19 protein-coding genes and 1 tRNA gene are annotated in these 21,825 nt (G+C 71.9%); 12 read left to right on the top strand and 8 right to left on the bottom strand.

What is annotated here, in order from left to right:
* Nucleotides 1–21 precede the first annotated feature (21 nt).
* The 4 genes from ACZ7LT_RS21520 to ligD form a co-directional block, all read right to left on the bottom strand.
* A complete protein-coding gene (locus ACZ7LT_RS21520; protein WP_471237672.1) occupies nucleotides 22–270 on the bottom strand; it encodes a zinc-ribbon domain-containing protein in 249 nt (82 codons plus the stop codon).
* The gene (locus tag ACZ7LT_RS21515; protein WP_471237671.1) at nucleotides 267–2,384 is read right to left on the bottom strand and encodes a HEAT repeat domain-containing protein; all 2,118 of its coding nucleotides are present in this window, start codon (nucleotides 2,382–2,384) and stop codon (nucleotides 267–269) included. Before ACZ7LT_RS21515 ends, ACZ7LT_RS21520 begins: the two co-directional genes overlap by 4 nt.
* A gap of 109 nt (nucleotides 2,385–2,493) precedes the next feature.
* Entirely contained in the window at nucleotides 2,494–3,429 is a 936-nt protein-coding gene (locus ACZ7LT_RS21510; RefSeq protein ID WP_471237670.1) for an ATP-dependent DNA ligase, read from the bottom strand.
* Nucleotides 3,426–4,310: a non-homologous end-joining DNA ligase gene (gene ligD / locus ACZ7LT_RS21505; protein ID WP_471237669.1), complete on the bottom strand. Its 885-nt coding sequence runs from the start codon at nucleotides 4,308–4,310 to the stop codon at nucleotides 3,426–3,428. Before ligD ends, ACZ7LT_RS21510 begins: the two co-directional genes overlap by 4 nt.
* Before the next feature lie 60 nt (nucleotides 4,311–4,370).
* On the opposite strand from ligD, the gene ku reads away from it, so the two are divergent.
* Together ku and ACZ7LT_RS21495 are read left to right on the top strand one after the other, a co-directional pair.
* Nucleotides 4,371–5,441 carry a non-homologous end joining protein Ku gene (gene ku, locus ACZ7LT_RS21500; protein WP_471237668.1) on the top strand — a complete coding sequence of 357 codons (1,071 nt, stop codon included), beginning with the start codon at nucleotides 4,371–4,373 and terminating at the stop codon, nucleotides 5,439–5,441.
* A gap of 81 nt (nucleotides 5,442–5,522) precedes the next feature.
* Entirely contained in the window at nucleotides 5,523–6,287 is a 765-nt protein-coding gene (locus ACZ7LT_RS21495; protein WP_471237667.1) for a thioesterase II family protein, read from the top strand.
* On the opposite strand, the gene ACZ7LT_RS21490 is transcribed toward ACZ7LT_RS21495, so the two are convergent.
* Nucleotides 6,253–7,104: an ATP-grasp domain-containing protein gene (locus ACZ7LT_RS21490; RefSeq protein WP_471237666.1), complete on the bottom strand. Its 852-nt coding sequence runs from the start codon at nucleotides 7,102–7,104 to the stop codon at nucleotides 6,253–6,255. The two genes, ACZ7LT_RS21495 and ACZ7LT_RS21490, sit on opposite strands and share 35 nt — an antisense overlap.
* Nucleotides 7,105–7,191: 87 nt before the next feature.
* On the opposite strand from ACZ7LT_RS21490, the gene ACZ7LT_RS21485 reads away from it, so the two are divergent.
* Both ACZ7LT_RS21485 and ACZ7LT_RS21480 read left to right on the top strand, forming a co-directional pair.
* Entirely contained in the window at nucleotides 7,192–7,701 is a 510-nt protein-coding gene (locus ACZ7LT_RS21485; protein ID WP_471237665.1) for an RNA polymerase sigma factor, read from the top strand.
* Nucleotides 7,698–8,402, top strand: a complete 705-nt coding sequence (locus ACZ7LT_RS21480) for a hypothetical protein (protein ID WP_471237664.1) — start codon at nucleotides 7,698–7,700, stop codon at nucleotides 8,400–8,402. Before ACZ7LT_RS21485 ends, ACZ7LT_RS21480 begins: the two co-directional genes overlap by 4 nt.
* A 54-nt stretch (nucleotides 8,403–8,456) precedes the next feature.
* On the opposite strand, the gene ACZ7LT_RS21475 is transcribed toward ACZ7LT_RS21480, so the two are convergent.
* From ACZ7LT_RS21475 to ACZ7LT_RS21465, 3 genes are all read right to left on the bottom strand, one after another.
* The gene (locus ACZ7LT_RS21475; protein WP_471237663.1) at nucleotides 8,457–9,104 is read right to left on the bottom strand and encodes a hypothetical protein; all 648 of its coding nucleotides are present in this window, start codon (nucleotides 9,102–9,104) and stop codon (nucleotides 8,457–8,459) included.
* Nucleotides 9,104–9,535, bottom strand: coding sequence for a zinc metalloprotease (locus ACZ7LT_RS21470; RefSeq protein WP_471237662.1), 432 nt, complete (start codon nucleotides 9,533–9,535; stop codon nucleotides 9,104–9,106). Before ACZ7LT_RS21470 ends, ACZ7LT_RS21475 begins: the two co-directional genes overlap by 1 nt.
* A 574-nt stretch (nucleotides 9,536–10,109) precedes the next feature.
* A tRNA-Arg gene (locus tag ACZ7LT_RS21465) sits at nucleotides 10,110–10,181 on the bottom strand.
* 110 nt (nucleotides 10,182–10,291) lie between these two features.
* Here ACZ7LT_RS21465 and ACZ7LT_RS21460 point away from each other — a divergent pair.
* From ACZ7LT_RS21460 to ACZ7LT_RS21425, 8 genes are all read left to right on the top strand, one after another.
* A complete protein-coding gene (locus ACZ7LT_RS21460) occupies nucleotides 10,292–10,795 on the top strand; it encodes a response regulator (RefSeq protein ID WP_471237661.1) in 504 nt (167 codons plus the stop codon).
* Between the two features lie 360 nt (nucleotides 10,796–11,155).
* Entirely contained in the window at nucleotides 11,156–12,319 is a 1,164-nt protein-coding gene (nrtL, locus tag ACZ7LT_RS21455; RefSeq protein ID WP_471237660.1) for an ArgS-related anticodon-binding protein NrtL, read from the top strand.
* 12 nt (nucleotides 12,320–12,331) lie between these two features.
* Nucleotides 12,332–13,723, top strand: a complete 1,392-nt coding sequence (lysA, locus tag ACZ7LT_RS21450) for a diaminopimelate decarboxylase (protein ID WP_471237659.1) — start codon at nucleotides 12,332–12,334, stop codon at nucleotides 13,721–13,723.
* A gap of 95 nt (nucleotides 13,724–13,818) precedes the next feature.
* Nucleotides 13,819–15,111: a homoserine dehydrogenase gene (locus ACZ7LT_RS21445; protein WP_019889487.1), complete on the top strand. Its 1,293-nt coding sequence runs from the start codon at nucleotides 13,819–13,821 to the stop codon at nucleotides 15,109–15,111.
* A gap of 6 nt (nucleotides 15,112–15,117) precedes the next feature.
* Nucleotides 15,118–16,188 (top strand): threonine synthase, encoded by a 1,071-nt coding sequence (thrC, locus tag ACZ7LT_RS21440; protein WP_471237658.1) that lies wholly within the window; start codon nucleotides 15,118–15,120, stop codon nucleotides 16,186–16,188.
* Between the two features lie 279 nt (nucleotides 16,189–16,467).
* The gene (gene thrB / locus ACZ7LT_RS21435) at nucleotides 16,468–17,385 is read left to right on the top strand and encodes a homoserine kinase (RefSeq protein ID WP_471237657.1); all 918 of its coding nucleotides are present in this window, start codon (nucleotides 16,468–16,470) and stop codon (nucleotides 17,383–17,385) included.
* A gap of 391 nt (nucleotides 17,386–17,776) precedes the next feature.
* On the top strand, nucleotides 17,777–19,771 hold the full coding sequence (gene rho, locus ACZ7LT_RS21430) for a transcription termination factor Rho (protein WP_471237656.1): 1,995 nt from the start codon (nucleotides 17,777–17,779) through the stop codon (nucleotides 19,769–19,771).
* A 215-nt stretch (nucleotides 19,772–19,986) separates the two neighbouring features.
* Nucleotides 19,987–21,783 (top strand): trypsin-like serine protease, encoded by a 1,797-nt coding sequence (locus ACZ7LT_RS21425; RefSeq protein WP_471237655.1) that lies wholly within the window; start codon nucleotides 19,987–19,989, stop codon nucleotides 21,781–21,783.
* Nucleotides 21,784–21,825 lie beyond the last annotated feature (42 nt).

Genomic DNA, 21,825 nt, shown 5'->3' with positions numbered 1-21,825 from the left:
CCCGGCCTCGGCGCGCCCGCCTCACCGCGCGCCGTGGGCCGCCCGCTCCTGGAGCGCCCGCCCCTGCGCGGCCGCGAGCCGCTCCTCGTACCCGCAGAACGCGCACTGCGTCGCGTACGACGTCGAGAACGGGAACAGCGGCACGAAGAACAGCGTGAACTTTGTGACCCGCTTCCTGAGCGCGTGCGCGGCCGGGTTGCCGCACCGCGCGCAGACCAGCGTCAGCATCGCCAGCTGGTACACGTATGCCTTGGTGCCGAAGATGATCATCCGTGCGCTTCCGTTTCCCCGACCGCCACGTTCTCGATCTTCTCCAGGGCCGTACGGCAGAGCGCGAGCAGCTTCTCGTCCTGCGGGATGTCATGGCTGCCCGAGCCGCCCTCCACCACGTTGTGCCGGCGCGGCCGGGCCAGCTCCGCCCGGAGCACCGGCTCCGCCTCCAGGGCCGCCGGACCCATCTCCGCCAGGCACTCGGCGATCGCCACGCGTGCGTAGCGGTTGTCCCGCCAGGCGGCGAGAAGCACCGGCAGGGCCTCCCGGGCCTCACCGGTCACCCGCCACAGCGCCGCCGCGCTCTCCACCCGCAGCCACAGATCGAGGTCCGCCAGGCAGCCCCGCAGCGCCGGCGCGGCCGGCGCGGCCGCCGGGCCGATCGTCCCCAGCGCCCGGGCCGCCGAGCGCCGCTCCCCGGGGTTACGGGCCCGCAGCCAGGTCTCCAGCGTCGGCAGGACCGCCCTGGCGTCCCGCTCGACCGCCCACAGCGCCCGCGCGGCGGCCGTCGCGACCGTCGCCGACTCGCTGCCCAGCAGCCGCCGCAGATCCCCGACCGCCTCCCGCGCCGCGGGCCCGAAAGCGGTCAGGGCGCGCAGCGCCGATTCGAGCACCCAGTCCCTGCGGTACGCCGGCGCCCCGCGCACCACCCGCAGCACCTCCGGCAGCGCCTCGGTCGCCCCGACCGTCGCCAGGCCCAGCAGCAGCGGCGCCGCCCGGTCGTAGAGCTGGTCGTCCAGCTCCACCTCCGCGAGCCGCTGCCGCAGCACCGGCCCGAGCGGCGCGGCCGCCGCCCCCAGTTGGCTGATCGTGTACGTCAGCTGATCCGGTATGTCACCGCGCTCCAACGCCTCGCCGAGCACCGGGACCGCGCGGGCGTCACCGCAGCGGGCCAGCGCGAGCAGCGCGCGGCCGAGCGCGATCCGTCCGTCGAGACGCTCCTGAAGCCAGGGCGTCGGCTCCAGTGCCACCCGCGCCGCCAGCGCGTCCGCGGCGGGCCCGGCCAGTTCGAAGAGACCCTCCAGCCAGCTGGCGGCGGCCTCGCGCAGCCGCGGCTCGGGGTCCGACAGCTGCGTCCCGACCAGCCGCACCACCTCGGCGTACGCGCCCCGCCAGCCGTGCACCAGGCCGTTGCACATCCACACGGCGTCCGCCCGCTCCCGCCAGTCGGGGCTGCGCAGCTGGGCGGTGATCAGCGCGATCCGGTCCTCGACCCGGTCGCCGAGCGCCGAGTGCAGGGTCCGCAGCAGCTCGTCGGTCCACGGAGTGTCACGGCCCGGCCGGGCGGACTGCTCCTCGCGGCGCTCCCGCAGCTGCCCCACGAGGGTGGCGGAACGCGCCCCGATCCCGTCCGCGACCGTGTCCGCGGCGCGTGGCTCGTTCCGTACCTCCTCAAGCAGGCCGGTCACCCGCGCCACGACATCGTCCGGCAGCCGGGCCGGGGCGCAACGGGCCAGCTGGGCCAGGGCCGCGAGCCGCAGCCCCGGCGACTGCGCCGCGCCCGACAGCCAGCCGAGCCAGTCGACGGTCTCCTCGCGCAGCGAGGCGTGCCGTAGCGCGATCCGGCCCACGGCCTGCACCAGAGCGAGCCGGACGGGCGTGTCACGCTCGACGGTGAGCCGCTCGCGCAGCAGATCGAGGACGCGCGCCGGCTCCCCGTGCAGCGACGCCAGCGCGCATGGCGCGGCCAGCCGCACCTCCTGGTCCGGATCGCCGAGCAGCTCGATGAACGCGTCGGCGCCCGCGGCGACCGCGGCGGCCGCCATCGCGTAGTTCGCCGCGTCCTCGAACTCCTCGTCCTCCGGGTCGAGTCCGTCCAGCTCGTCGTCGCCCGCCAGGTCGATCCCGCCGATGCTGGTGAGCAACTCGACGATGCCGCCCCGGTCCTGGACCTGCGGATCCACCACCAGCTCCAGCAGGAACGGAATGCAGGCCAGCGTGCAGTCGTACACATCACCCTGGTGGTGCACGGCCCCGTACATGCCGTCCAGCGCGATCTCGCGCTCGGCCGCGTCGTCGGACGCGAGCCCCCGCAGCATGCCCGGCACGTCGTCGGCCGGCCCGTAGGCATGCCTCATGGAAGTCCAGTCGACCTCCTCGATCCCCGTCAACATGCCCCGCCTCCCCGTTGAACACCGAACTTGGGGGCAAGTGTGCACCACCACGCCGACGAGCAGGACCCGGCAATCGGACGCGGTTGGAGAGCCCTCTTTGCGCCACTCCTCAGCCATCCGCACCCTTGTCCGGAACCAGCCCCTCCTCATCGCCCTCCACGGCGTCCCGCAGCCGCAGCACGGTGATCAGGGTGTGGCGCGTGGTGCCCTGGGCGACCTCCGCCATGAGCCGCGGGGGCACGCACCGGTACTCGACCTCGCCGAGCCCCGGCGCCATCGCCGTCCCTGTACTGGGGACGGGGTCCGGCAGCGCCGCACCCGCCTGGCCGCGCAGCGCCGGGGCGAGCGGGCTGGAGACGACCGGCGTGTCGTCGTCCGGCAGCACCAGCGCCAGCGCCGCCGGCCGGGACCGCGCCCCGGTGAACCCGACCACCATCGCGTCCCGGGTGTCCGTGTGCCGCAATTTGCGCCACGCGCGCGTACCGGCCTTGTACGGCTGGTCGAGCCGCTTGATCACCAGCCCCTCGACCCCGATCTCCGGCAGGGTCTCGTACCAGACGGCCGCGAGCTGCGGATCGGTCGTCATCGGCACCGGCTGGAGCGGCGGCCCCAGCGCGCCGAGCACGGCGACGAGCCGCTCACGCCGCCGCTCGTAGCGCACCGGCCGCAGATCGCGACCCTCCTCCGCCAGCAGGTCGAAGGCGGCGTACGAGGCCGGCAGCCGTACCGCCAGGGTCCGGGCCCGCACCGGGGTGGCGGCCGCCCGGCCCTGCACGGCGGCGAAGTCCGTCCGGCCACCGGTCCACACGACCACCTCGCCGTCGAGGACCGTGCCGGCCGGGAGTTGCCGGGCCGCCGCGGCCAGATCGGGGAAAGCGGCGGTGATGATCCGCCCCGAGCGGGCCTGGAGCACGACGTCCCCGGCGTCCCGGAAGATCACCATCCGGTGGCCGTCGAACTTCGGCTCGTACGCCAGCCCCGCCCCGCGCGGCAGCGCGCCCACCGACTCGGCGAGCGCGACCCGCACGGGCGGCCGAAGGCTCATGGCAGGGACCCGGCGCCGCGCGCGTCGAGGAGCGGAGCGAGCAGATCCCCGTACATCCCCACCCGTGGCGCGATGTCGTCCAGCAGGAACACCAGCTGGCCGGGGTCGGTGCACGCCTCCACCTCCTCCCACGTCACCGGCGCGGAGACGGCCGGGGTGCGGCGGGCGCGCAGCGTGTAGGGGGTGGCGGTGGTCTTCGCCGCCGCGTTCTGGCTGTGGTCGACGAAGACCTTCCCCGGCCGCAGCTTCTTCGCCATCCGGTGGACGACCAGCGAGGGAAGCTCCGCCTCCGCCTCGACGGCCAGCCGCTTCGCGTACGCGGACACCTCCTCGGACGGCGTCGGCACCAGCGGCACCAGCAGATGCAGCCCCTTGGCGCCGGACGTCTTCGCGTACGCCACCAGCCCGTCCTCGGCGAGCCGCTCCCGCAGCCGCAGCGCCACCCGGCAGCACTCAACGACGGTGGCGGGCGACCCCGGGTCCAGGTCGAAGACGAGCCGGTCCGCCACGGCCGGGGTGTCGGAGCGCCACTGCGGGGTGTGGAACTCCACCACCAGATTGGCCGCCCACATCAGCGACGGGAGGTCCTGGATCACGACCTGGCGGGCCGAGGGGTCCTCGGAGCGGGGCACGGGGGTGGTCATCACCCAGTCGGGTGTGCCGGGCGGCGGGTTCTTGGTGAAGAAGAGCTGCCCGTCGGGGCCGTCCGGATACCGCAGAAACGAGACGGGCCGCAGATGCAGATGGGGGAGGAGGACACCCGCGGTGGTGGCGTAATAGTGCAGCAGTTCGCCCTTGGTGGTGCCGGTGGCGGGGTACAGCACCTTGTCCAGATTGCTGAGCGGGAGGCGCCGCCCCTCCACCTCTGTGATGGGCGTCATACGATGAGAATCCCATATCTCCGGTCATAACCCATCGAATCCGGGTGAAAGGAATGAAGCATGCGATCCATCTGGAACGGTGCGATTTCCTTCGGGCTGGTCAGCATCCCGATCAAGCTGGTGAACGCGACCGAGAGCCGGTCGGTGTCGTTCCGGCAGATCCACACGGAGGACGGCGGCCGCATCCGCTACCGCAAGGTCTGCGAGCTCGAAGGCGAGGAGGTCCCCGCCGCCGAGATCGGCAAGGCGTACGAGGAGGCGGACGGGACGATGATCCCGATCACCGACGAGGACCTCGCCGCGCTGCCCCTGCCGACCGCCAAGACGATCGAGATCGTGGCATTCGTCCCGGCCGGTGAGATCGACCCGCTCCAGATGGACGCCGCGTACTACCTCGCGGCGAACGGCGTCCCCGCGGCCAAGCCGTACACCCTCCTGCGCGAGGCGCTCAAGCGCAGCGACAAGGTCGCCATCGCCAAGTACGCCCTCCGCGGCCGCGAACGGCTGGGCATGCTGCGGGTCGTCGACGAGGTGATCGCCATGCACGGCCTGCTGTGGCCCGACGAGATCCGCGCCCCCGAGGGCGTCGCCCCGGAGACCCGGGTGACCGTACGGGACGCCGAACTCGACCTGGCCGACGCCCTGATGGACACCCTCGGCGACGTCGATCTCGACTCCCTGCACGACGACTACCGCGAGGCCGTCGAGGCGATGATCGCCGCCAAGGCGGAGGGCGGCGGCGCGGTCACTCCGGAGGCGCCGGAGGAGGAGCCCGGCGGCAAGGTGATCGACCTGATGGCGGCCCTGGAGAGCAGCGTGCGCGCGGCGAAGGAGGCCCGCGGCGAGGGCGAGGTCGCCGAGGTCACCCCGCTCCCGTCCCGCAAGCGGTCGGCCGCGGCCGTACCGAAGGAGACGGGCGGCAAGAAGTCGACGGCGAAGACCGCGGCGAAGAAGACGGCTCCGGCGCGCAAGTCGACCGCGAAGACGGCGGCGAAGAAGACGGCGTCGTCGTCGAAATCCACGGCCAAGTCCACGGCCAAGTCGACGAGTTCGAAGGGTTCGACGGCGAAGAAGTCGACCGCCAAGAAGACGACCGCGAAGAAGTCCACGCCGCGGAAACGCTCGGCGTAGGGTGCTGGGGGGCGCAGACCGCGCACCTCATGAGTCTTACAGACCGTACGTTCAGCAACGGGGGGCGCAGTGGACGCGAAGGTGAGCGCGAACGCGAACGCGTGGATACGGCAGTTCCACCCCGCCCCGGACGCGAAGCTCCGGCTGGTCTGCTTCCCGCACGCGGGCGGCGCGGCCGGCACGTACCAGCCGCTCTCCGCCGCCCTGCCGGCCGGCCTCGCGGCGCTCGCCGTGCAGTACCCCGGCCGCCAGGACCGCTTCGGCGAACCCTGCCTGGAGACGGTCGCCGCGCTCGCGGACGAGGCCGCGGCCGCCCTCGACCCGTACACGGCGGAGCCGTACGCCCTCTTCGGCCACAGCATGGGTGCCCTGGTCGCCTTCGAGACCGCCCGCCGCCTCCAGAGCAGGGGCCTGCCCCCGGCCGCGCTGTTCGTCTCGGGCCGCCAGGGCCCCGCCCTGCCCGCGCTCCCCGGCGGACTGCCGCCCCTGGCCGAGCTGGACGACGCCTGGGTCATCGCCGAGGTCCGCCGCCTGGGCGGCGCCGGCAGCGGGCTGCTGGACCACCCGGAGATCCGCGAGCTGGCCATGCCGTCCCTGCGGGCCGACTTCCGCGCGGTCTACACGTACGTCCACAACCCCGCCCCGCGTCTGACCTGCCCGGTGATCGCCCTCACCGGCGACCGCGACCCGCGCGTCACGGTGCCCGGCGCGCGGGCCTGGGAGGCGGAGACCACGGGCCCCTTCAGCCTGCACGTCCTGGAGGGGGGCCACTTCTACCTGGAGGGCCACATCCCGCGCATCGCCGAACTGATCACGGCCTCGCTGCCGATGCAGCGGCCGTGGTGACCAGCTGCCGCAGGGAGGCCTTCATCGCCGCGACGAACGACTCCCGCTCGTCCTCCCGGGCAAGGTGCAGCGAGAGATACGGGTTGAGGTCCTCCAGCTCCACGAGGAGCAGCTCCCCACCGGGAGCCCGGCAGGCGTCCACCCGCTGGATGCCGTACGCCATCCCGTTCCACTCCACGAACCGCCGCGCGAACGCGAGATCCTCCGCACTCGCCTCGTACGGCTCCAGCACCCAGCGCTCCTCGGGCCGCGGCGCGTACAGCGCGTACTGGAACTCCCGCCCCACGAAGTAGAAGGACACCTCGTACGCGAAGTCGATCCGCGGCTGTACGAGCATCCCCTCCCACGCCACCTCCCCGAGCCGCTCCCGCTCGACGAACTCGAGCCCCACGGAGTCCGCGCCGAGCGCCGGCTTCACCACGTACGCGTCCACCTCGGGGAGCAGCCCCGCGTCGGCCCGCCGGTCCACGGTCGGGATGACGGGAAACCCCTCCCGGAACAGCTCCAGGAGATACCCCTTCCCGGCCATGTCCCCCTTCCCGTCCAGCGAGTTGAAGACCGGCACCCCGCGCTCGGCGGCCGCCTTCCGGAACGCCTCGTACGCCTCCTGATGGCCGAGCACGGGCCCGCTGTTGCGCACGACGACCGCATCGAAGCCGTCCATGAGCGCCACGACGTCCGACGGATGGCACAGCGCGACCCGGAACTCCTCCCGCAGTCGCCCGCTCAGCCAGATGTCCTCGTCGCAGTACCGCCGCCCTTTGGCCTCGTACCTGAGATCCGTCACATAGAGCAGCCGCGCGCCCGGTCCCGCCATGTCGTCCACCATCTCCCGTTGTCGGTCGGGGAAGATTTTCCCCGACCCCCCTGTAAGGATCTGCCCCGCGCATGACATATACGGGGTGTGGAGACCAACCAGACCGTGAGCGACTCGGGCCGCGGCACGCGGTTCACCGAGCTGTATACGCGGGAGTATCCCCGGGTGCATGCCTTCGTCCACCGCAGAGCGGGGGACCGCGGCTCGGCCGAGGAGATCACCGCGGAGGTGTTCCGGATCGCGTGGGAACACGTGCTCGGGGGCGGGGAGGCGACGCCCGGATGGCTGTTCGTCACCGCCAGGAACGTGCTGGGCAACCACTACCGGGCCACCGCGCGGCTGACCGAGCTGCACCGGCGGATCGGTGAGGAACTGGACCGGGCCCCCGCGTCGGCCGAGGACTCCGCGGTCCTGGACACGCTCGACCGGCTGGCTGACCAGCACCGCGAGGTGCTGCTGCTCAGCTACTGGGATGGCCTCGCCGCGGCGGAGATCGGCCGTCTGCTCGGATGCGGCGCCCCGGCCGTCTGGGTCCGTCTGCACCGGGCGCGCAGGGCGTTCCGTGAGCTCTACACCTCGTCCCGGGAGTCGGTATGAAGCGTACGCAGTCGAAGAATTCCGCTCGGTCCGCGCTGCCCGCGAAGCGGGTGGAGTCGCTGATCCGGCACGCCGATCCGCTGCCCCCCGGCACGGCGGAGGCGGGTCTGTCCCCGCGCGCCGTTGCGGACCTTGCCGCCCTGGTCGGCGACGCCGCCCGGCCCCCGGCGGGGGCGGTGGCGCGGCCGCGGCGCCGGCGCGGTGTGCTGGTGGCGGCGGTGGCCTGCGGGGCGGCCGCGGCGGTGGCCGCGATCGCCGTGTTCGCGGCAGGCCCGAGCGGCCTTGGCGGTCCGGGCGGCGGGCTCGTGGCCGACGAACCCCACTACCCGTCGACGGTCGAACTGGAGGGCGCGGCCGACCTCATCGTGCGGGCGAAGCTGGGCGCCGGCACGGAGCGGACCACCGACGACATCACGTCGACGGTGGCCCCGGCCGAGGTGCTGGCGACGGCGAAGGGCACCGCGCCGGGCGGGCAGGTCACCGTCTCGTACACCCCGCCCGGTTCGGGCCCCGAGACCGCCGCCCTTGTGGCCGGGCAGGAGTACGTCTTCCTCCTGGACCGCCAGGAGGACGGCCGGTACACGCTGGTGAACACCGCGCAGGGCGCCTACGGCGTCAGCGGCGGCAAGGCCGTGCCCGCCGAGGGCAACGAGGTGGCGCTGAGCCCGGCGGTCCTGAAGGCGCTCCGGCTGACCGCCTGACACGTGGAAGGGGTGCCGCCCACCGGGCGGCACCCCTCCGATTCACCTTGCTGGCTACTTCACGCGGGCCGTACGGTCCTTGAGACGGTTGACCGTCCCCGCGTCCTCGAAGCCACCGCCGGCGGCGGGACGGAGCTTGCCGCCCTTGTCGACGGTGTAGAGGGCCTGCTCGGGGTTGAGCAGGTCGTACGGCGAGGAGCCGTGCGCGGCGAGCATCAGCACGTACTCCGTGCCGTTCTTCGCCAGCGTGGTGGTGTGCTTCTCCTTGTAGGTGGTCTTGCCCAGCGTGCCACCGAGCTGGCTCACCTCGACGGTGTCGCCCGGCTTCACGTCACCGGCCAGCACCTCGGAGACCTTGACCTTGGAGACGGTGATGATCACCGGCTCGACCTCGGCGGCCTCCTCCTTGCTCAGACCCGCCTGCGGGTTGGTCAGCGGGTCGCCCCCGGTGGAGACCTCCGGCATCAGCTCCTTGACGGTGGAGCTGACGACGGTGCCCTTCACGATGGTGTCGGCCTTCTTGACCACCGCGTCGAGCGAGTCGTAGACGGGGTAGTCGGCCTCGTAGGCGACGACTTCGGGGGCCCCGGCGGAGGCCTTGCCCTCGGTCCGCTCGCCACCCGTGGAGCTGGAGCAGCCGGCGGCGGTCAGGACGACGAGCAGGGCGGATCCGCCGACGACGGCATGGCGCAGATTCATCATCAGTAGATCCTCTTGACCTCGGAGACGTCGTACGCCTGCGGCTTCTGCACGGTGGCCCGGTTGCGGCTGTGCTTCATCAGGGACGCCTTGCGGGTCCCCGGATTGTCGTCGAGGCTCAGAGCGTGCCCCAGCTCATGGGTGGTGGTGCTGCGCGACCACTCCGTCATCTTGGAGCCGGCGTCCCGGGACAGGGTCCGGGCATTGACCTTGATCTTGAAGACCCGGTTGATCGGCCGCCAGCCGGACGGCGAGTAGAGCCCGTACCAGCTCTCGTTGTAGCGACCGGCGGTGAAGGTGGCCTTGGCATCGGACTTACGCCCGATGCTGACGCCGGCACCGGCGTTGTTCCAGTTCTTCCGCCCGGTGTCGAGGAACCCGACCCAGGTGTCGTTGATCCCCACCGCCTTGACGTTGAACTTACGGCTGGGCATGCCGCCGTCGTAGTAGTCGGCATGCGCGGTGCTCGCCCCACCGAGCCCGACGGCCAGGGCGAAAGCGGTAACGGATGCGATCCGTGCTGTGGTGCGCGTATGACTACGCCTCAATGGAAATCCCCCTGTTGAGCCCGCGCGGGCTGCCCCGTCGCGCGCTGCGGCCATTGGGGCCGAGCAGGGGGAAAGGCGCCCGACGTGCGGAAACAACCAAAGGAAAGCCCAGGAACACCCCGGACAGCCCCCACCCCGCATCACCGGACCAGTCGGCCTCGTCCCCCGTGGATCGGCCTTCGGTCGGGCATGAACCTAACAACGCTGATGCGAAGTCGCAACGTGTATCCGTACACAAGTTCGCTCGGGATGAGGGGGTTTGACGGAGCGTCCGGACGGCGGGCGGAGCCACGCGGGCAGAATCGACGACGGCGGGGACCGCCCGGGCTGCCCCCCGGTGCGTACTCATGCGATCGGTCACACGCAACGACAAAGAGCCGGACCCAGTGGGACTGGGTCCGGCTCTCGATGTCTGGCACTTCGGCAGGCCAGCGGAATGATCACGCTGTTCCGGCTTCTGTGCCCCCGGCAGGATTCGAACCTGCGCACACGGCTCCGGAGGCCGTTGCTCTATCCCCTGAGCTACGGGGGCGTCCGCCGCGTTCGGCGGCGACGGGTAGAACCCTACCAGCTCCCGGCCCGTGGCTGTGAACAGGTATTTCGGCCGGGCGGGCGCAGGTGCGTCCCCCGCACGGGGTGGAAGTGGGCAAAACCCGGACGCAGCCCCTGCCGCCGACCTACTCTCGAGGGGTGTCAGGCGTGTCCGGGCGGGTGCTCGTTGTCGACGACAACAGGGTCATCCGGCAGTTGATCAGGGTCAATCTCGAGCTGGAGGGCTTCGAGGTCGTGACCGCGGCCGATGGTGTCGAGTGTCTGGACGTCGTGCGCCAGGTCCGCCCCGATGTCGTCACGCTCGACGTCGTCATGCCCCGGCTCGACGGGCTCCGGACCGCCGCGCAGCTGCGGTCCGATCCACTCACGAGTCACGTGCCCGTCGCGATCATCAGCGCCTGCACGGAGTACGAGGTCGAGACCGGAATCGCCGCCGGGGTCGACACCTTCCTCGCCAAGCCCTTCGAGCCCGCCGAGCTCGTCCGCGTCGTACGGCAGCTGATGCGGCCGCGCGGCGGGGGAGAGGAACGTGAAGAGCCGCCGTCGCTCGACGGCAGGCACGGGGCCGGGCGGGCGGGAAGGACGCGGGGCTGAGGGTGCGGCGGAGCCGGTTCGTCCTGCCGGTCCCTGGATTGGTCCCCGACCGTCGGCATGGCGACACCGATGCGTGTCCCCCCGCGGCGACGGCAGAGCGGCGCCCGCTCGTCCGCCGCTCGTGCCAGCCCCGAGCCGACGGCATCGCGTAGCCGGTGCTCTGCCGGTCCCTCGGCCGGCCCCCCGAGCCGACGCCATCGCGGCGCCGCTCGTGCGCCACTTCCCAGGCCGGCCGCCACGCCGGCCACATCGCGGCCCCCGTTCCCGCGCCAGCCGCCACGCCGACGGCCTGGCCCCCACCCTGCCCGCATCGCGAAACCGGTTCGCATACAGCCCCCCCTCCTCCCATACGCTTGTCCCGTGACCCCCGCGGACCTCTCCCTCACCGTGCTGCGCGCCGTGCGCCGTGCGGTCGACGAGGGTGCGCTGCGGGTGGCGCTGCCCGAGCGGGTGGTCGTCGAGCGGCCACGGCCCGGCGGGCGGGGTGACTACGCCACCAACGCCGCCCTGCGCCTGGCCCGCGACGCCCAGCTCCCGCCCCGGCAGGTCGCCGAGATCCTGCTCGAACGGCTACGCGACACCCCCGGCATCCGTACCGTCGAGATCACCGGGCCCGGGTTCCTGAACCTCACCCTCGACGCCGCCGGGGACACCGGGCTCGTACGCCGTGTGCTCGCCGCCGGGACCGCGTACGGGCACGGCGGCTCGATGGCCGGCCAGGTCCTCCAGTACCACCACCGCCCTGAAGTGCGGGCCGCCGTCGTCGCCGACGCCGTACGCCGGCTGCTCCTTGCCCAGGGCGCCTCCGTACGGACCAGCTGCGACGACGTCGACCCCGACTGGGCCCGCCTCGGCGTCACCGTCGGGGCCCAGGGGCGGCCCCCCGTCGAGCTCACCGAGCTCCGCGCCCGGCCCGCCGGGGACACCGCCGACGTACTGCTGCGCCGCTTCGGGGCCGCCGCCACCCGCTGGGCGCTCCTGCGGGCCGCCGCCCAGGACCGGCCGCAGCTCGACGACACCCTGCTCCTCCAGACCGAGGCCAACCCCCTCTTCCGCGTCCGGTACGCCTACGCCCGCAGCCGCGCCCTCCTGCGCGGCGCCGCCCAGCTCGGCTTCGGCAGCGACCCTGCCCAGGCCCTCGGCGCACCCACCGCCGCGCTCGCCGACCACCCCGCCGGCGCCCCCGCCCCGCCCGCCGCGCTCGCCGACCACCCCGCCGGCGCCCCCGCCTCGCCCGCCGCGCTCGCCGACCACCCCGCCGGCGCCCCCGCCCTCACCGCCGCCCTCGGCGACCACCCCGTTGTTCTCGAATCGGCCGCCCGCCTTCGCGCCCCCGACCGGGTCGCCCGGCACCTCGAAGTCACCGCCGATGCCCTGCTCGCGTTCCAGCACACCGTGCTGCCGCTTGGTGACGAGAAACCCTCGGCCGCCCACCGCGCCCGGCTCGCGCTCGCCGAAGCCGCCGGGACGGTGCTCGCCGGCGGCCTCGCCCTGCTCGGCATCAGCGCACCCGAACAGATCTGAAAGAGCGACGACATGAGCCGTTCCGCACACCCCGCCGGGCCCCGCCACGCAGACGTCCTGCCCGAGGGGCACTACTCGGCGCCGCCCGCGGACCTCAACTTCCTCGACCCCAAGGTGTGGTCGCAGACCGTCGGCCGGGCCGAGGACGGACAGGTCACCGTCGGCGGGATCCCGGTCGGCGCCCTCGCCGAGGAGTTCGGCACCCCCGCCTACTTCCTCGACGAGGCCGACTTCCGCGCCCGCTGCCGCGCCTGGGCCGACGCCTTCGGCAAGGACGCCGACGTCTTCTACGCAGGGAAGGCGTTCCTCTCCCGGGCCGTCGTCCGCTGGCTCAAGGAGGAGGGGCTCAACCTCGACGTCTGCTCCGGTGGTGAGCTCACCACCGCCCTCGACGCCGGCATGCCCGCCGACCGCATCGCCTTCCACGGCAACAACAAGTCCGAGCAGGAGATCCGGCGGGCCGTCGAGGCCGGCGTCGGGCGTATCGTCCTCGACTCCTTCCAGGAGATCGTCCGCGTCGCCCACATCGCCCAGTCCCTCGGCACGCGCCAGCGTGTCCAGATCCGGATCACGGTCGGCGTCGAGGCGCACACCCACGAGTTCATCGCCACCGCCCACGAGGACCAGAAGTTCGGCATCGCGCTGGCCGGCGGGCAGGCCGCCGAGGCGGTGCGCCGGGCCCTCAAGCTCGACGGTCTCGAGCTCATCGGCATCCACTCCCACATCGGGTCCCAGATCTTCGACACCTCCGGCTTCGAGGTGGCCGCCCACCGGGTCGTCGGACTGCTCAAGCAGATCCGCGACGAGCACGGCGTCGAGCTGCCCGAGATCGACCTCGGCGGCGGCCTCGGCATCGCGTACACCTCCGACGACGACCCCCGCGAGCCGCACGAGATCGCCAAGGCGCTCTTCGAGATCGTCACCCGCGAATGCGAGGCCGCCGGCCTCCGTACGCCCCGGATCTCCGTCGAGCCGGGCCGTGCCATCGTCGGCCCCACCGCCTTCACCCTCTACGAGGTCGGCACGGTCAAGCCGCTGGAGGGGCTGCGGACGTACGTAAGCGTCGACGGCGGCATGTCGGACAACATCCGCACCGCGCTCTACGACGCCGAGTACACCGTCACCCTCGTCTCGCGCACCTCGGACGCAGCGCCCATGCTCTCCCGGGTCGTCGGCAAGCACTGCGAGAGCGGCGACATCGTGGTCAAGGACGCGTTCCTCCCGGCCGACCTGGCCCCCGGCGACCTGATCGCCGTACCCGCCACCGGCGCCTACTGCCGCTCCATGGCGAGCAACTACAACCACGCCCTTCGCCCGCCCGTCGTCGCGGTCAAGGACGGCGAGGCGCGCGTGATCGTCCGGCGCGAGACGGAGGAAGATCTCCTGCGTCTCGATGTCGGCTGATGAAATAGATGTCTCAGGATCCGGACGGAGGATAGAAACCGCCGTCCGGTGAGTGAGACTGGTCCATACCGTAGAAGTACGAGAAGTGAGGTCGGATGATGCGTACGCGTCCGCTGAAGGTGGCGCTGCTGGGCTGTGGAGTGGTCGGCTCAGAGGTGGCGCGCATCATGACGACGCACGCCGACGACCTCGCCGCGCGCATCGGCGCCCCGGTGGAGCTCGCCGGCGTCGCCGTCCGCCGCCCGTCCAAGGTGCGTGAGGGCATCCCCGCGGAGCTGATCACCACCGACGCGACGGCTCTGGTCAAACGCGGGGACATCGACGTCGTCGTCGAGGTCATCGGCGGCATCGAGCCGGCCCGTACGCTGATCACCACCGCCTTCGAGCACGGCGCCTCCGTCGTCTCGGCCAACAAGGCCCTCCTCGCCGAGGACGGCGCCACGCTCTACGCCGCCGCCGAGGAGCACGGCCGGGACCTCTACTTCGAGGCCGCCGTCGCCGGTGCCATCCCGCTGATCCGCCCGCTGCGCGAGTCCCTCGCCGGCGACAAGATCAACCGCGTGATGGGCATCGTCAACGGCACGACCAACTTCATCCTCGACGCGATGGACACCTCGGGCGCCGGCTACTCCGAGGCGCTGGACGAGGCCACCGCCCTCGGGTACGCCGAGGCCGACCCCACCGCCGACGTCGAGGGCTTCGACGCCGCCGCCAAGGCCGCCATCCTCGCCGGGATCGCCTTCCACACGCGCGTACGGCTCGACGACGTCTACCGCGAGGGCATGACCGAGGTCACCTCCGCCGACTTCGCCTCCGCCAAGCGCATGGGCTGCACCATCAAGCTGCTCGCCATCTGCGAGCGCGCCGCCGACGGCGAGTCCGTCACCGCGCGCGTGCACCCCGCGATGATCCCGCTGAGCCACCCGCTCGCCTCCGTCCGCGAGGCCTACAACGCGGTCTTCGTCGAGGCCGAGGCCGCCGGGCAGCTCATGTTCTACGGCCCCGGCGCCGGCGGCTCGCCGACCGCGTCGGCCGTACTCGGCGACCTGGTCGCCGTGTGCCGCAACAAGCTCAACGAGGCCACCGGCCCCGGTGAGTCCGCGTACACCCAGCTGCCCGTGAGCCCCATGGGCGACGTGGTGACGCGGTACCACATCAGTCTCGACGTGGCCGACAAGCCGGGCGTCCTCGCCCAGGTCGCGACGGTCTTCGCCGAGCACGGCGTATCCATCGATACGGTGCGCCAGCAGGGCAAGGACGGCGAGGCATCGCTCGTCGTCGTCACCCACCGCGCGCCCGACGCCGCCCTCTCCGGGACCGTCGAGGCGCTGCGCAAGCTCGACACCGTGCGCGGTGTCGCCAGCATCATGCGTGTTGAAGGGGAGTAAGGACCCATGACCAGCAAGGGCACCCACCAGTGGCGCGGCATCATCGAGGAGTACCGGGACCGCCTTCCGGTCACGGACACGACGCCGGTCGTCACGCTCCGTGAGGGTGGCACTCCGCTCGTCCCCGCTCAGGTCCTCTCCGAGCGCACGGGCTGCGAGGTGCATCTCAAGGTGGAGGGGGCCAACCCCACCGGCTCCTTCAAGGACCGCGGCATGACCATGGCCATCACCAGGGCCAAGGAGGAAGGCGCGCAGGCCGTCATCTGTGCCTCCACCGGCAACACCTCGGCGTCGGCCGCCGCCTACGCCGTACGGGCCGGCATGGTCTGCGCCGTCCTGGTGCCGCAGGGCAAGATCGCGCTCGGCAAGATGGGCCAGGCGCTGGTCCACGGAGCCAAGATCCTCCAGGTCGACGGCAATTTCGACGACTGCCTGACGCTGGCCCGCGCGCTCTCCGAGAACTACCCGGTGGCGCTGGTCAATTCGGTCAACCCGGTCCGCATCGAGGGCCAGAAGACCGCCGCGTTCGAGATCGTCGACGCCCTCGGCGACGCGCCCGACATCCACGTCCTGCCCGTCGGCAACGCCGGCAACATCACGGCGTACTGGAAGGGCTACCGCGAGTACGCGGCGGACGCCATGTCCACGCACACCCCGCGCATGTGGGGCTTCCAGGCCTCCGGTTCCGCTCCGATCGTGCGCGGCGAGGTGGTCAAGGACCCCTCGACCATCGCCACCGCGATCCGGATCGGCAACCCCGCCTCCTGGGAGTACGCGCTCGCCGCGCGGGACGAGTCGGGCGGCTTCATCGACGAGGTGACGGACCGCCAGATCCTGGCCGCGTACCGCCTGTTGGCCGCGCAGGAGGGCGTCTTCGTGGAGCCCGCCTCCGCCGCGTCGGTGGCCGGTCTGCTCAAGGCCGCCGCCGAGGGGAAGGTCGACCCCGGCCAGAAGATCGTCTGCACCGTCACCGGCAACGGCCTCAAGGACCCCGACTGGGCCGTCGCCGGCGCCCCCCAGCCGGTTACCGTGCCGGTCGACGCCGCCACCGCCGCCGAGCGGCTCGGTCTGGTCTAGGTCCCGGCCTCATTTGAGGTCGGGCCCCGTGCGAGGCCCCGCGCCGAAACTCGCACAGGAACGTACATAGGTGCACAGGATGGCTCGCGACACGCATCGTGCGCCTCCTGTGCGCCCTATGTCGCCACAGAACCTTCCTTCGATAGGCTGTACTTAACCCGCCCCGCCGCATATGCCGCGGTGTTGCCGCCGTTGTCGCCAGATGTGGTCGGCACGGCCCTCGGGTCTTCGTACTTCCTCAGAAAACCCGTAGTCAAAGCCAAGGAGAGTCATCGAGCGATGGCCGGTCCAGCGTTCCGCGCCGCCGCCGTACGGGTGCGCGTTCCCGCCACCAGCGCCAACCTCGGCCCGGGTTTCGACGCCCTCGGCCTGTCGTTGGGGCTGTACGACGACGTCGTCGTCCGGGTCGCCGACTCCGGGCTGCACATCGACATCGCCGGCGAGGGTGCCGAGACGCTCCCGCGCGACGAGAAGCACCTGCTCGTACGCTCCCTGCGCACCGCGTTCGACCTGCTCGGCGGGCAGCCGCGCGGCCTCGAGGTCGTCTGCGCCAACCGCATCCCGCACGGCCGCGGCCTCGGCTCCTCGTCGGCCGCCATCTGCGCCGGCATCGTCGCCGCCCGCGCGGTGACGATAGGTGGCGACGCCAAGCTCGACGACGCGGCCCTGCTCGAGCTCGCCACCGAGATCGAGGGCCACCCCGACAACGTCGCCGCCTGTCTGCTCGGCGGCTTCACCCTCGCCTGGACCGAGAGCGGCGCGGCCAAGGCGATCAGGATGGAACCCGCCCATTCCATCGTTCCGGTGGTTTTCGTCCCCGGAAAGCCGGTGCTCACCGAGACCGCCCGCGGCCTGCTGCCGCGCACTGTTCCGCACGTCGACGCGGCCGTGAACGCGGGCCGCGCGGCCCTGCTCGTCGAGGCGATGACCAGGCGCCCCGAACTGCTGCTCGCGGCCACCGAGGACCGGCTGCACCAGGAGTACCGGGGCCCCGCGATGCCGCAGAGCCTCGACCTGGTGAACCGACTGCGCGCGGACGGTGTCCCCGCGGTCATCTCCGGTGCGGGCCCGACGGTGCTCGCGCTGGTCGAGGACGGTGCGGCCGACAAGGTCGCGCGACTGGCGGGCGAGGGCTGGGCGGCCAACCGCCTGGCGCTCGACGGTTCCGGCGCGAGTGTTCTGCCGCTCGCTCCGTAACGCGCAGTGACACGAGATTGCCGGTGATGGAGAGGGGGAATGTTTGATGGAGCCGGTAGTGTTAACCTCAAGTCTGCACTCGACGTCGTTGTGGCGCGGTGCTGAGTGTCCCCTTCAGGGACCGCCATTCTTCCGGGAGCCTCCCCAAACTGCCTGAGCAGCCTGCCTGAGCAGTTTCGAGCACGCTCCGGAACCGGCACGACACCCCTCGCTTTCCCCAGGAGCGGGCCGAGCGCAGGGGGCCTCGGGCCGGACCCACAGCACACTTTTCTCTCCGCCGTACCCGGCGGGACCACCGCCCCGACCGGCTCACAAGCCAAGAGCCGTAGTCGGACAGCACAACCGGTCGCCGAGCCAGATGGCCGACGTCCGCTCCAGGGAAGGACCCTTCGTGAGCGACACCACCGATCTGATGGGCGTGACTGCCGACACCAACGTCGACAACGCCGCGCCCGCCGCAGGTGCTGCCACTGGCACCACCGCACGGCGCCGCCGCTCCGGCACCGGCCTCGAGGGCATGGTCCTGGCCGAGCTGCAGCAGGTCGCGTCCGGCCTCGGCATCAGGGGCACCGCGCGGATGCGCAAGAGCCAGCTGATCGAGGTCATCAAGGAGGCGCAGGCCTCCGGCGGCGCCGCCAAGAGCGCCGGCCCGGCCGCCGAAGCCGCCGAGACCAAGCCGAAGCGCCGCGCCACCTCCAAGGCCCGTACGGGCGAGGACACCGCCGCCGCGGCCGCGCCCAAGGCCGAGAAGGCCGAGAAGGCCGTCGCCCAGCAGCAGATCGACATCCCGGGCCAGCCGGCCAGCGACGACCAGCCCGTGGGCGAGCGTCGTCGCCGCCGTGCCACCGCGCCGGCCGGCAGCCCGGAGGCCGAGACCAAGGCCGAGGCCAAGGCGGAGCCGAAGACCGAGGCGCGGATCGACGCGCAGCCCGAGGCCAAGGCCGAGGCCGCCGTCGACGGCGCCGAGGGCCGGGGCCGCCGCGACCGCGGTGAGCGGGGCGAGCGCGGCGACCGCCGTGAGCGTCAGCGCGACCGCCGTGACCGCGGCAAGGGCGACGACCAGCAGGGCGGCGGTGGCCAGGGCGGCCAGCGCCAGCAGCGCCAGGGCGGCCAGCAGGCCCCCCAGGGCGGCCCGCAGGACGACTTCGACGACGAGGGCGGCCGTCGTGGCCGTCGCGGCCGCTACCGCGACCGCCGTGGCCGTCGGGGCCGTGACGACTTCGGCGCGGAGCCGCAGGTCAACGAGGACGACGTGCTGATCCCCGTCGCGGGCATCCTCGACATCCTCGACAACTACGCGTTCATCCGGACCTCCGGCTACCTGCCCGGCCCGAACGACGTGTACGTCTCCCTCGCCCAGGTCCGCAAGAACGGCCTGCGCAAGGGTGACCACGTCACCGGCGCCGTGCGTCAGCCGAAGGAAGGCGAGCGCCGCGAGAAGTTCAACGCGCTGGTCCGGCTGGACTCGGCCAACGGCATGGCCGCCGAATCGGGCCGTGGCCGCCCCGAGTTCAACAAGCTGACCCCGCTCTACCCGCAGGACCGGCTCCGTCTGGAGACCGACCCGGGTGTGGTGACCACCCGCATCATCGACCTCGTGTCGCCGATCGGTAAGGGCCAGCGAGGCCTGATCGTGGCCCCGCCGAAGACCGGTAAGACCATGATCATGCAGGCGATCGCCAACGCGATCACCCACAACAACCCCGAGTGCCACCTGATGGTCGTCCTGGTCGACGAGCGTCCGGAAGAGGTCACCGACATGCAGCGGTCGGTCAAGGGCGAGGTCATCTCCTCGACCTTCGACCGCCCGGCCGAGGACCACACCACCGTCGCCGAGCTGGCCATCGAGCGCGCCAAGCGACTCGTGGAGCTGGGTCACGACGTGGTCGTCCTGCTCGACTCGATCACCCGCCTGGGCCGCGCGTACAACCTCGCGGCGCCGGCCTCCGGCCGCATCCTGTCCGGTGGTGTCGACTCGACCGCGCTCTACCCGCCGAAGCGCTTCTTCGGTGCGGCGCGCAACATCGAGGACGGCGGCTCGCTGACCATCCTGGCCACCGCGCTGGTCGACACCGGCTCGCGTATGGACGAGGTGATCTTCGAGGAGTTCAAGGGCACCGGCAACATGGAGCTCAAGCTCGACCGGAAGCTCGCCGACAAGCGCATCTTCCCGGCGGTGGACGTCGACGCGTCCGGTACGCGTAAGGAAGAGATCCTGCTCGGCAGCGACGAGCTGGCGGTCACCTGGAAGCTGCGTCGCGTGCTGCACGCGCTCGACCAGCAGCAGGCGATCGAGCTGCTGCTCGACAAGCTCAAGTCGACCAAGTCGAACGGTGAGTTCCTGCTGCAGATCCAGAAGACCACGCCGTCGTCGAACAACGACTGACGCCGTCTCAGGTCGTAGCGCCAACCGCCCCCGTCACTCCGGTGACGGGGGCGGTTGTGCGTTGTACGATCACCGTGTCGTAAGTGGGGGGGAACGTATTTCCGAATACGCCCACTAAGTTGGCGGAGCCATGCCCTGAAGTCGCCGGGCGGCCCTCCCCGTGTGGGATCTCTTCTCTCTCCTTCGAATTACGACACCTTCGATAGGAGAACTGCGTGACACTTGCTCATCGGAGAGCCAGGACGGCTCTCCCCGCGGCTGTCGCCGCGCTCGCGCTCGGCGGCGCGGTCATGACGGCCGTACCGGCACAGGCCGCGGAGACCCCGCGGCCCGGCGTCGAACTCCAGGCGCCCAAGGTGGCGTCGAAGGCCGAGCTGAGGAAGCGCGCCGAGGCCGCCCTCAACGCCCTGCCGAAGGACACCAAGCAGGACGGGAGCACCTCCGAGGCCCCCAAGGCCCCTGAGTCCTCCACGTCGCCGGACGGCGCCGACCCGAAGGTCATCGGCGGTGTCGACACCCCCACGGGCACGGCCCCGTGGATGGTGCAGCTGTACGGCGTCGACAAGGCGACCGGCGAGGGCTTCTTCTGCGGGGGCACGCTCATCGCCCCGGCGAAGGTGCTCACCGCCGCCCACTGCGTCTACGGCGCGGACTGGGGCACCTCCGGTGCCGTCGTCGCCGGTGCCACCCAGCGGGCCAGCGAGGACGCGAACGGCGACTGGCAGTTCCACGGCGGCACGCTCGCCGTGCCGAAGCGGGCCTGGATCAACCCGGCCTACAACGACTCCACGCTCAAGGGCGACGTCGCGGTCCTCACCCTGGACCGCCCGATGCTCTTCAAGACGCTGCCGATCGCCGCGTCGACCGACACGGCGTCGTACAAGCCGGACACCGTCGGCACCGTGTACGGCTGGGGCCGCACCAGCGGTGCGCCCGGCTCGGCGGGCTCGCAGACGCTGAAGCAGGCGAACCTCAAGATCAAGCCCGACACGTCCTGCCCCGGCTGGGAGGGCGCGAAGGACCAGTTCGTCGCCGGCCAGATGTTCTGCGCGGGCGAGCCGGCCACGGGGTCCGACGAGGGCACCGTCTCGGCGTGCAACGGCGACTCGGGCGGTCCGCTCGTCGTCGGCGGCCGGGTCGTCGGCATCGTCTCCTGGGGCATCCGTGACTGCGTCGGCGCCGGCGCGCTGAGCGTGTTCACGAAGGTCAGCACGTTCACGCCGCAGGTCGCCTCCGTGGTGGACGACGCCAACCGGTCGGACGACAACAAGGCCGACGTCTTCGCGCGCAAGACGACGACGGCCAACGGCCACTTCTACTACTCGCGTGGCACCTCGCTCGGTCTGGCCGAGTCCCTCGGTGTCTGGAACAACGTCAACGTGGTCCGTCAGGCGGACCTCAACAGCGACGCCAACGCGGACCTGGTCTACCGCACCTCCAACGGCGACCTGTACTGGAGCCGCGCCGAGTGGATGGGCGAGCTCGTCGGGTACGAGTGGCACTCGACCCGGGTCGGCACCGGCTGGGGTTCCTTCAAGGACATCACCATCCCCGGTGACCTCAACCAGGACGGCAAGCCCGACCTCATCGCCAAGGACTCCTCCGGGAACCTGTGGATGTGGGGCGGCCGTGGCAACGGTTCCTTCGCCACCAAGATCAAGATCGGCGTCGGCTGGAGCTCGTACGCCGTGTACGGCAAGGGTGACTACAGCGGTGACGGCAAGCCCGACATCATCACCCGCGACACGGCCAACCGGCTGTGGATGTACAAGGGCACCGGTCACCCGACCGCTGCCATCTCCGGTCGTGTCCTGGTCGGTACGGGGTGGAACTTCAACGCCTTCGTCACCACCGGCGACCTGACCGGCGACAACAAGGCCGACTTCCTGGTGCGTGACTCGGCCGGGACGATGTGGGCCTACAAGGGCACCGGCAACGCCACCACGCCGTTCGCCACCGCCGCCAAGGTGAAGATGGGCACTGGCTTCACGTCCTTCAACCTCTTCGGCTGAGCCGCGTAACCGGCTTTCTCCGACGAGACCTTCACCACACGG

The organism is Streptomyces sp. NPDC039465 (assembly GCF_055639315.1).
Note: the sequence above shows the minus strand (reverse complement) of the source record. Positions and strands in the feature narration are given on the sequence as shown.

What these genes read in the sequence shown, in the direction of transcription:
- ACZ7LT_RS21475 (WP_471237663.1), bottom strand. Translation starts at nt 9,104, where the DNA reads ATGATGAATCTGCGCCATGCCGTCGTCGGCGGATCCGCCCTGCTCGTC.
- ACZ7LT_RS21520 (WP_471237672.1), bottom strand. Translation starts at nt 270, where the DNA reads ATGATCATCTTCGGCACCAAGGCATACGTGTACCAGCTGGCGATGCTG.
- ku (WP_471237668.1), top strand. Translation starts at nt 4,371, where the DNA reads ATGCGATCCATCTGGAACGGTGCGATTTCCTTCGGGCTGGTCAGCATC.
- ACZ7LT_RS21445 (WP_019889487.1), top strand. Translation starts at nt 13,819, where the DNA reads ATGATGCGTACGCGTCCGCTGAAGGTGGCGCTGCTGGGCTGTGGAGTG.
- ACZ7LT_RS21480 (WP_471237664.1), top strand. Translation starts at nt 7,698, where the DNA reads ATGAAGCGTACGCAGTCGAAGAATTCCGCTCGGTCCGCGCTGCCCGCG.
- thrB (WP_471237657.1), top strand. Translation starts at nt 16,468, where the DNA reads ATGGCCGGTCCAGCGTTCCGCGCCGCCGCCGTACGGGTGCGCGTTCCC.
- ACZ7LT_RS21510 (WP_471237670.1), bottom strand. Translation starts at nt 3,429, where the DNA reads ATGAGCCTTCGGCCGCCCGTGCGGGTCGCGCTCGCCGAGTCGGTGGGC.
- lysA (WP_471237659.1), top strand. Translation starts at nt 12,332, where the DNA reads ATGAGCCGTTCCGCACACCCCGCCGGGCCCCGCCACGCAGACGTCCTG.
- ligD (WP_471237669.1), bottom strand. Translation starts at nt 4,310, where the DNA reads ATGACGCCCATCACAGAGGTGGAGGGGCGGCGCCTCCCGCTCAGCAAT.
- ACZ7LT_RS21490 (WP_471237666.1), bottom strand. Translation starts at nt 7,104, where the DNA reads ATGGCGGGACCGGGCGCGCGGCTGCTCTATGTGACGGATCTCAGGTAC.
- ACZ7LT_RS21470 (WP_471237662.1), bottom strand. Translation starts at nt 9,535, where the DNA reads ATGCCCAGCCGTAAGTTCAACGTCAAGGCGGTGGGGATCAACGACACC.
- ACZ7LT_RS21515 (WP_471237671.1), bottom strand. Translation starts at nt 2,384, where the DNA reads ATGTTGACGGGGATCGAGGAGGTCGACTGGACTTCCATGAGGCATGCC.
- thrC (WP_471237658.1), top strand. Translation starts at nt 15,118, where the DNA reads ATGACCAGCAAGGGCACCCACCAGTGGCGCGGCATCATCGAGGAGTAC.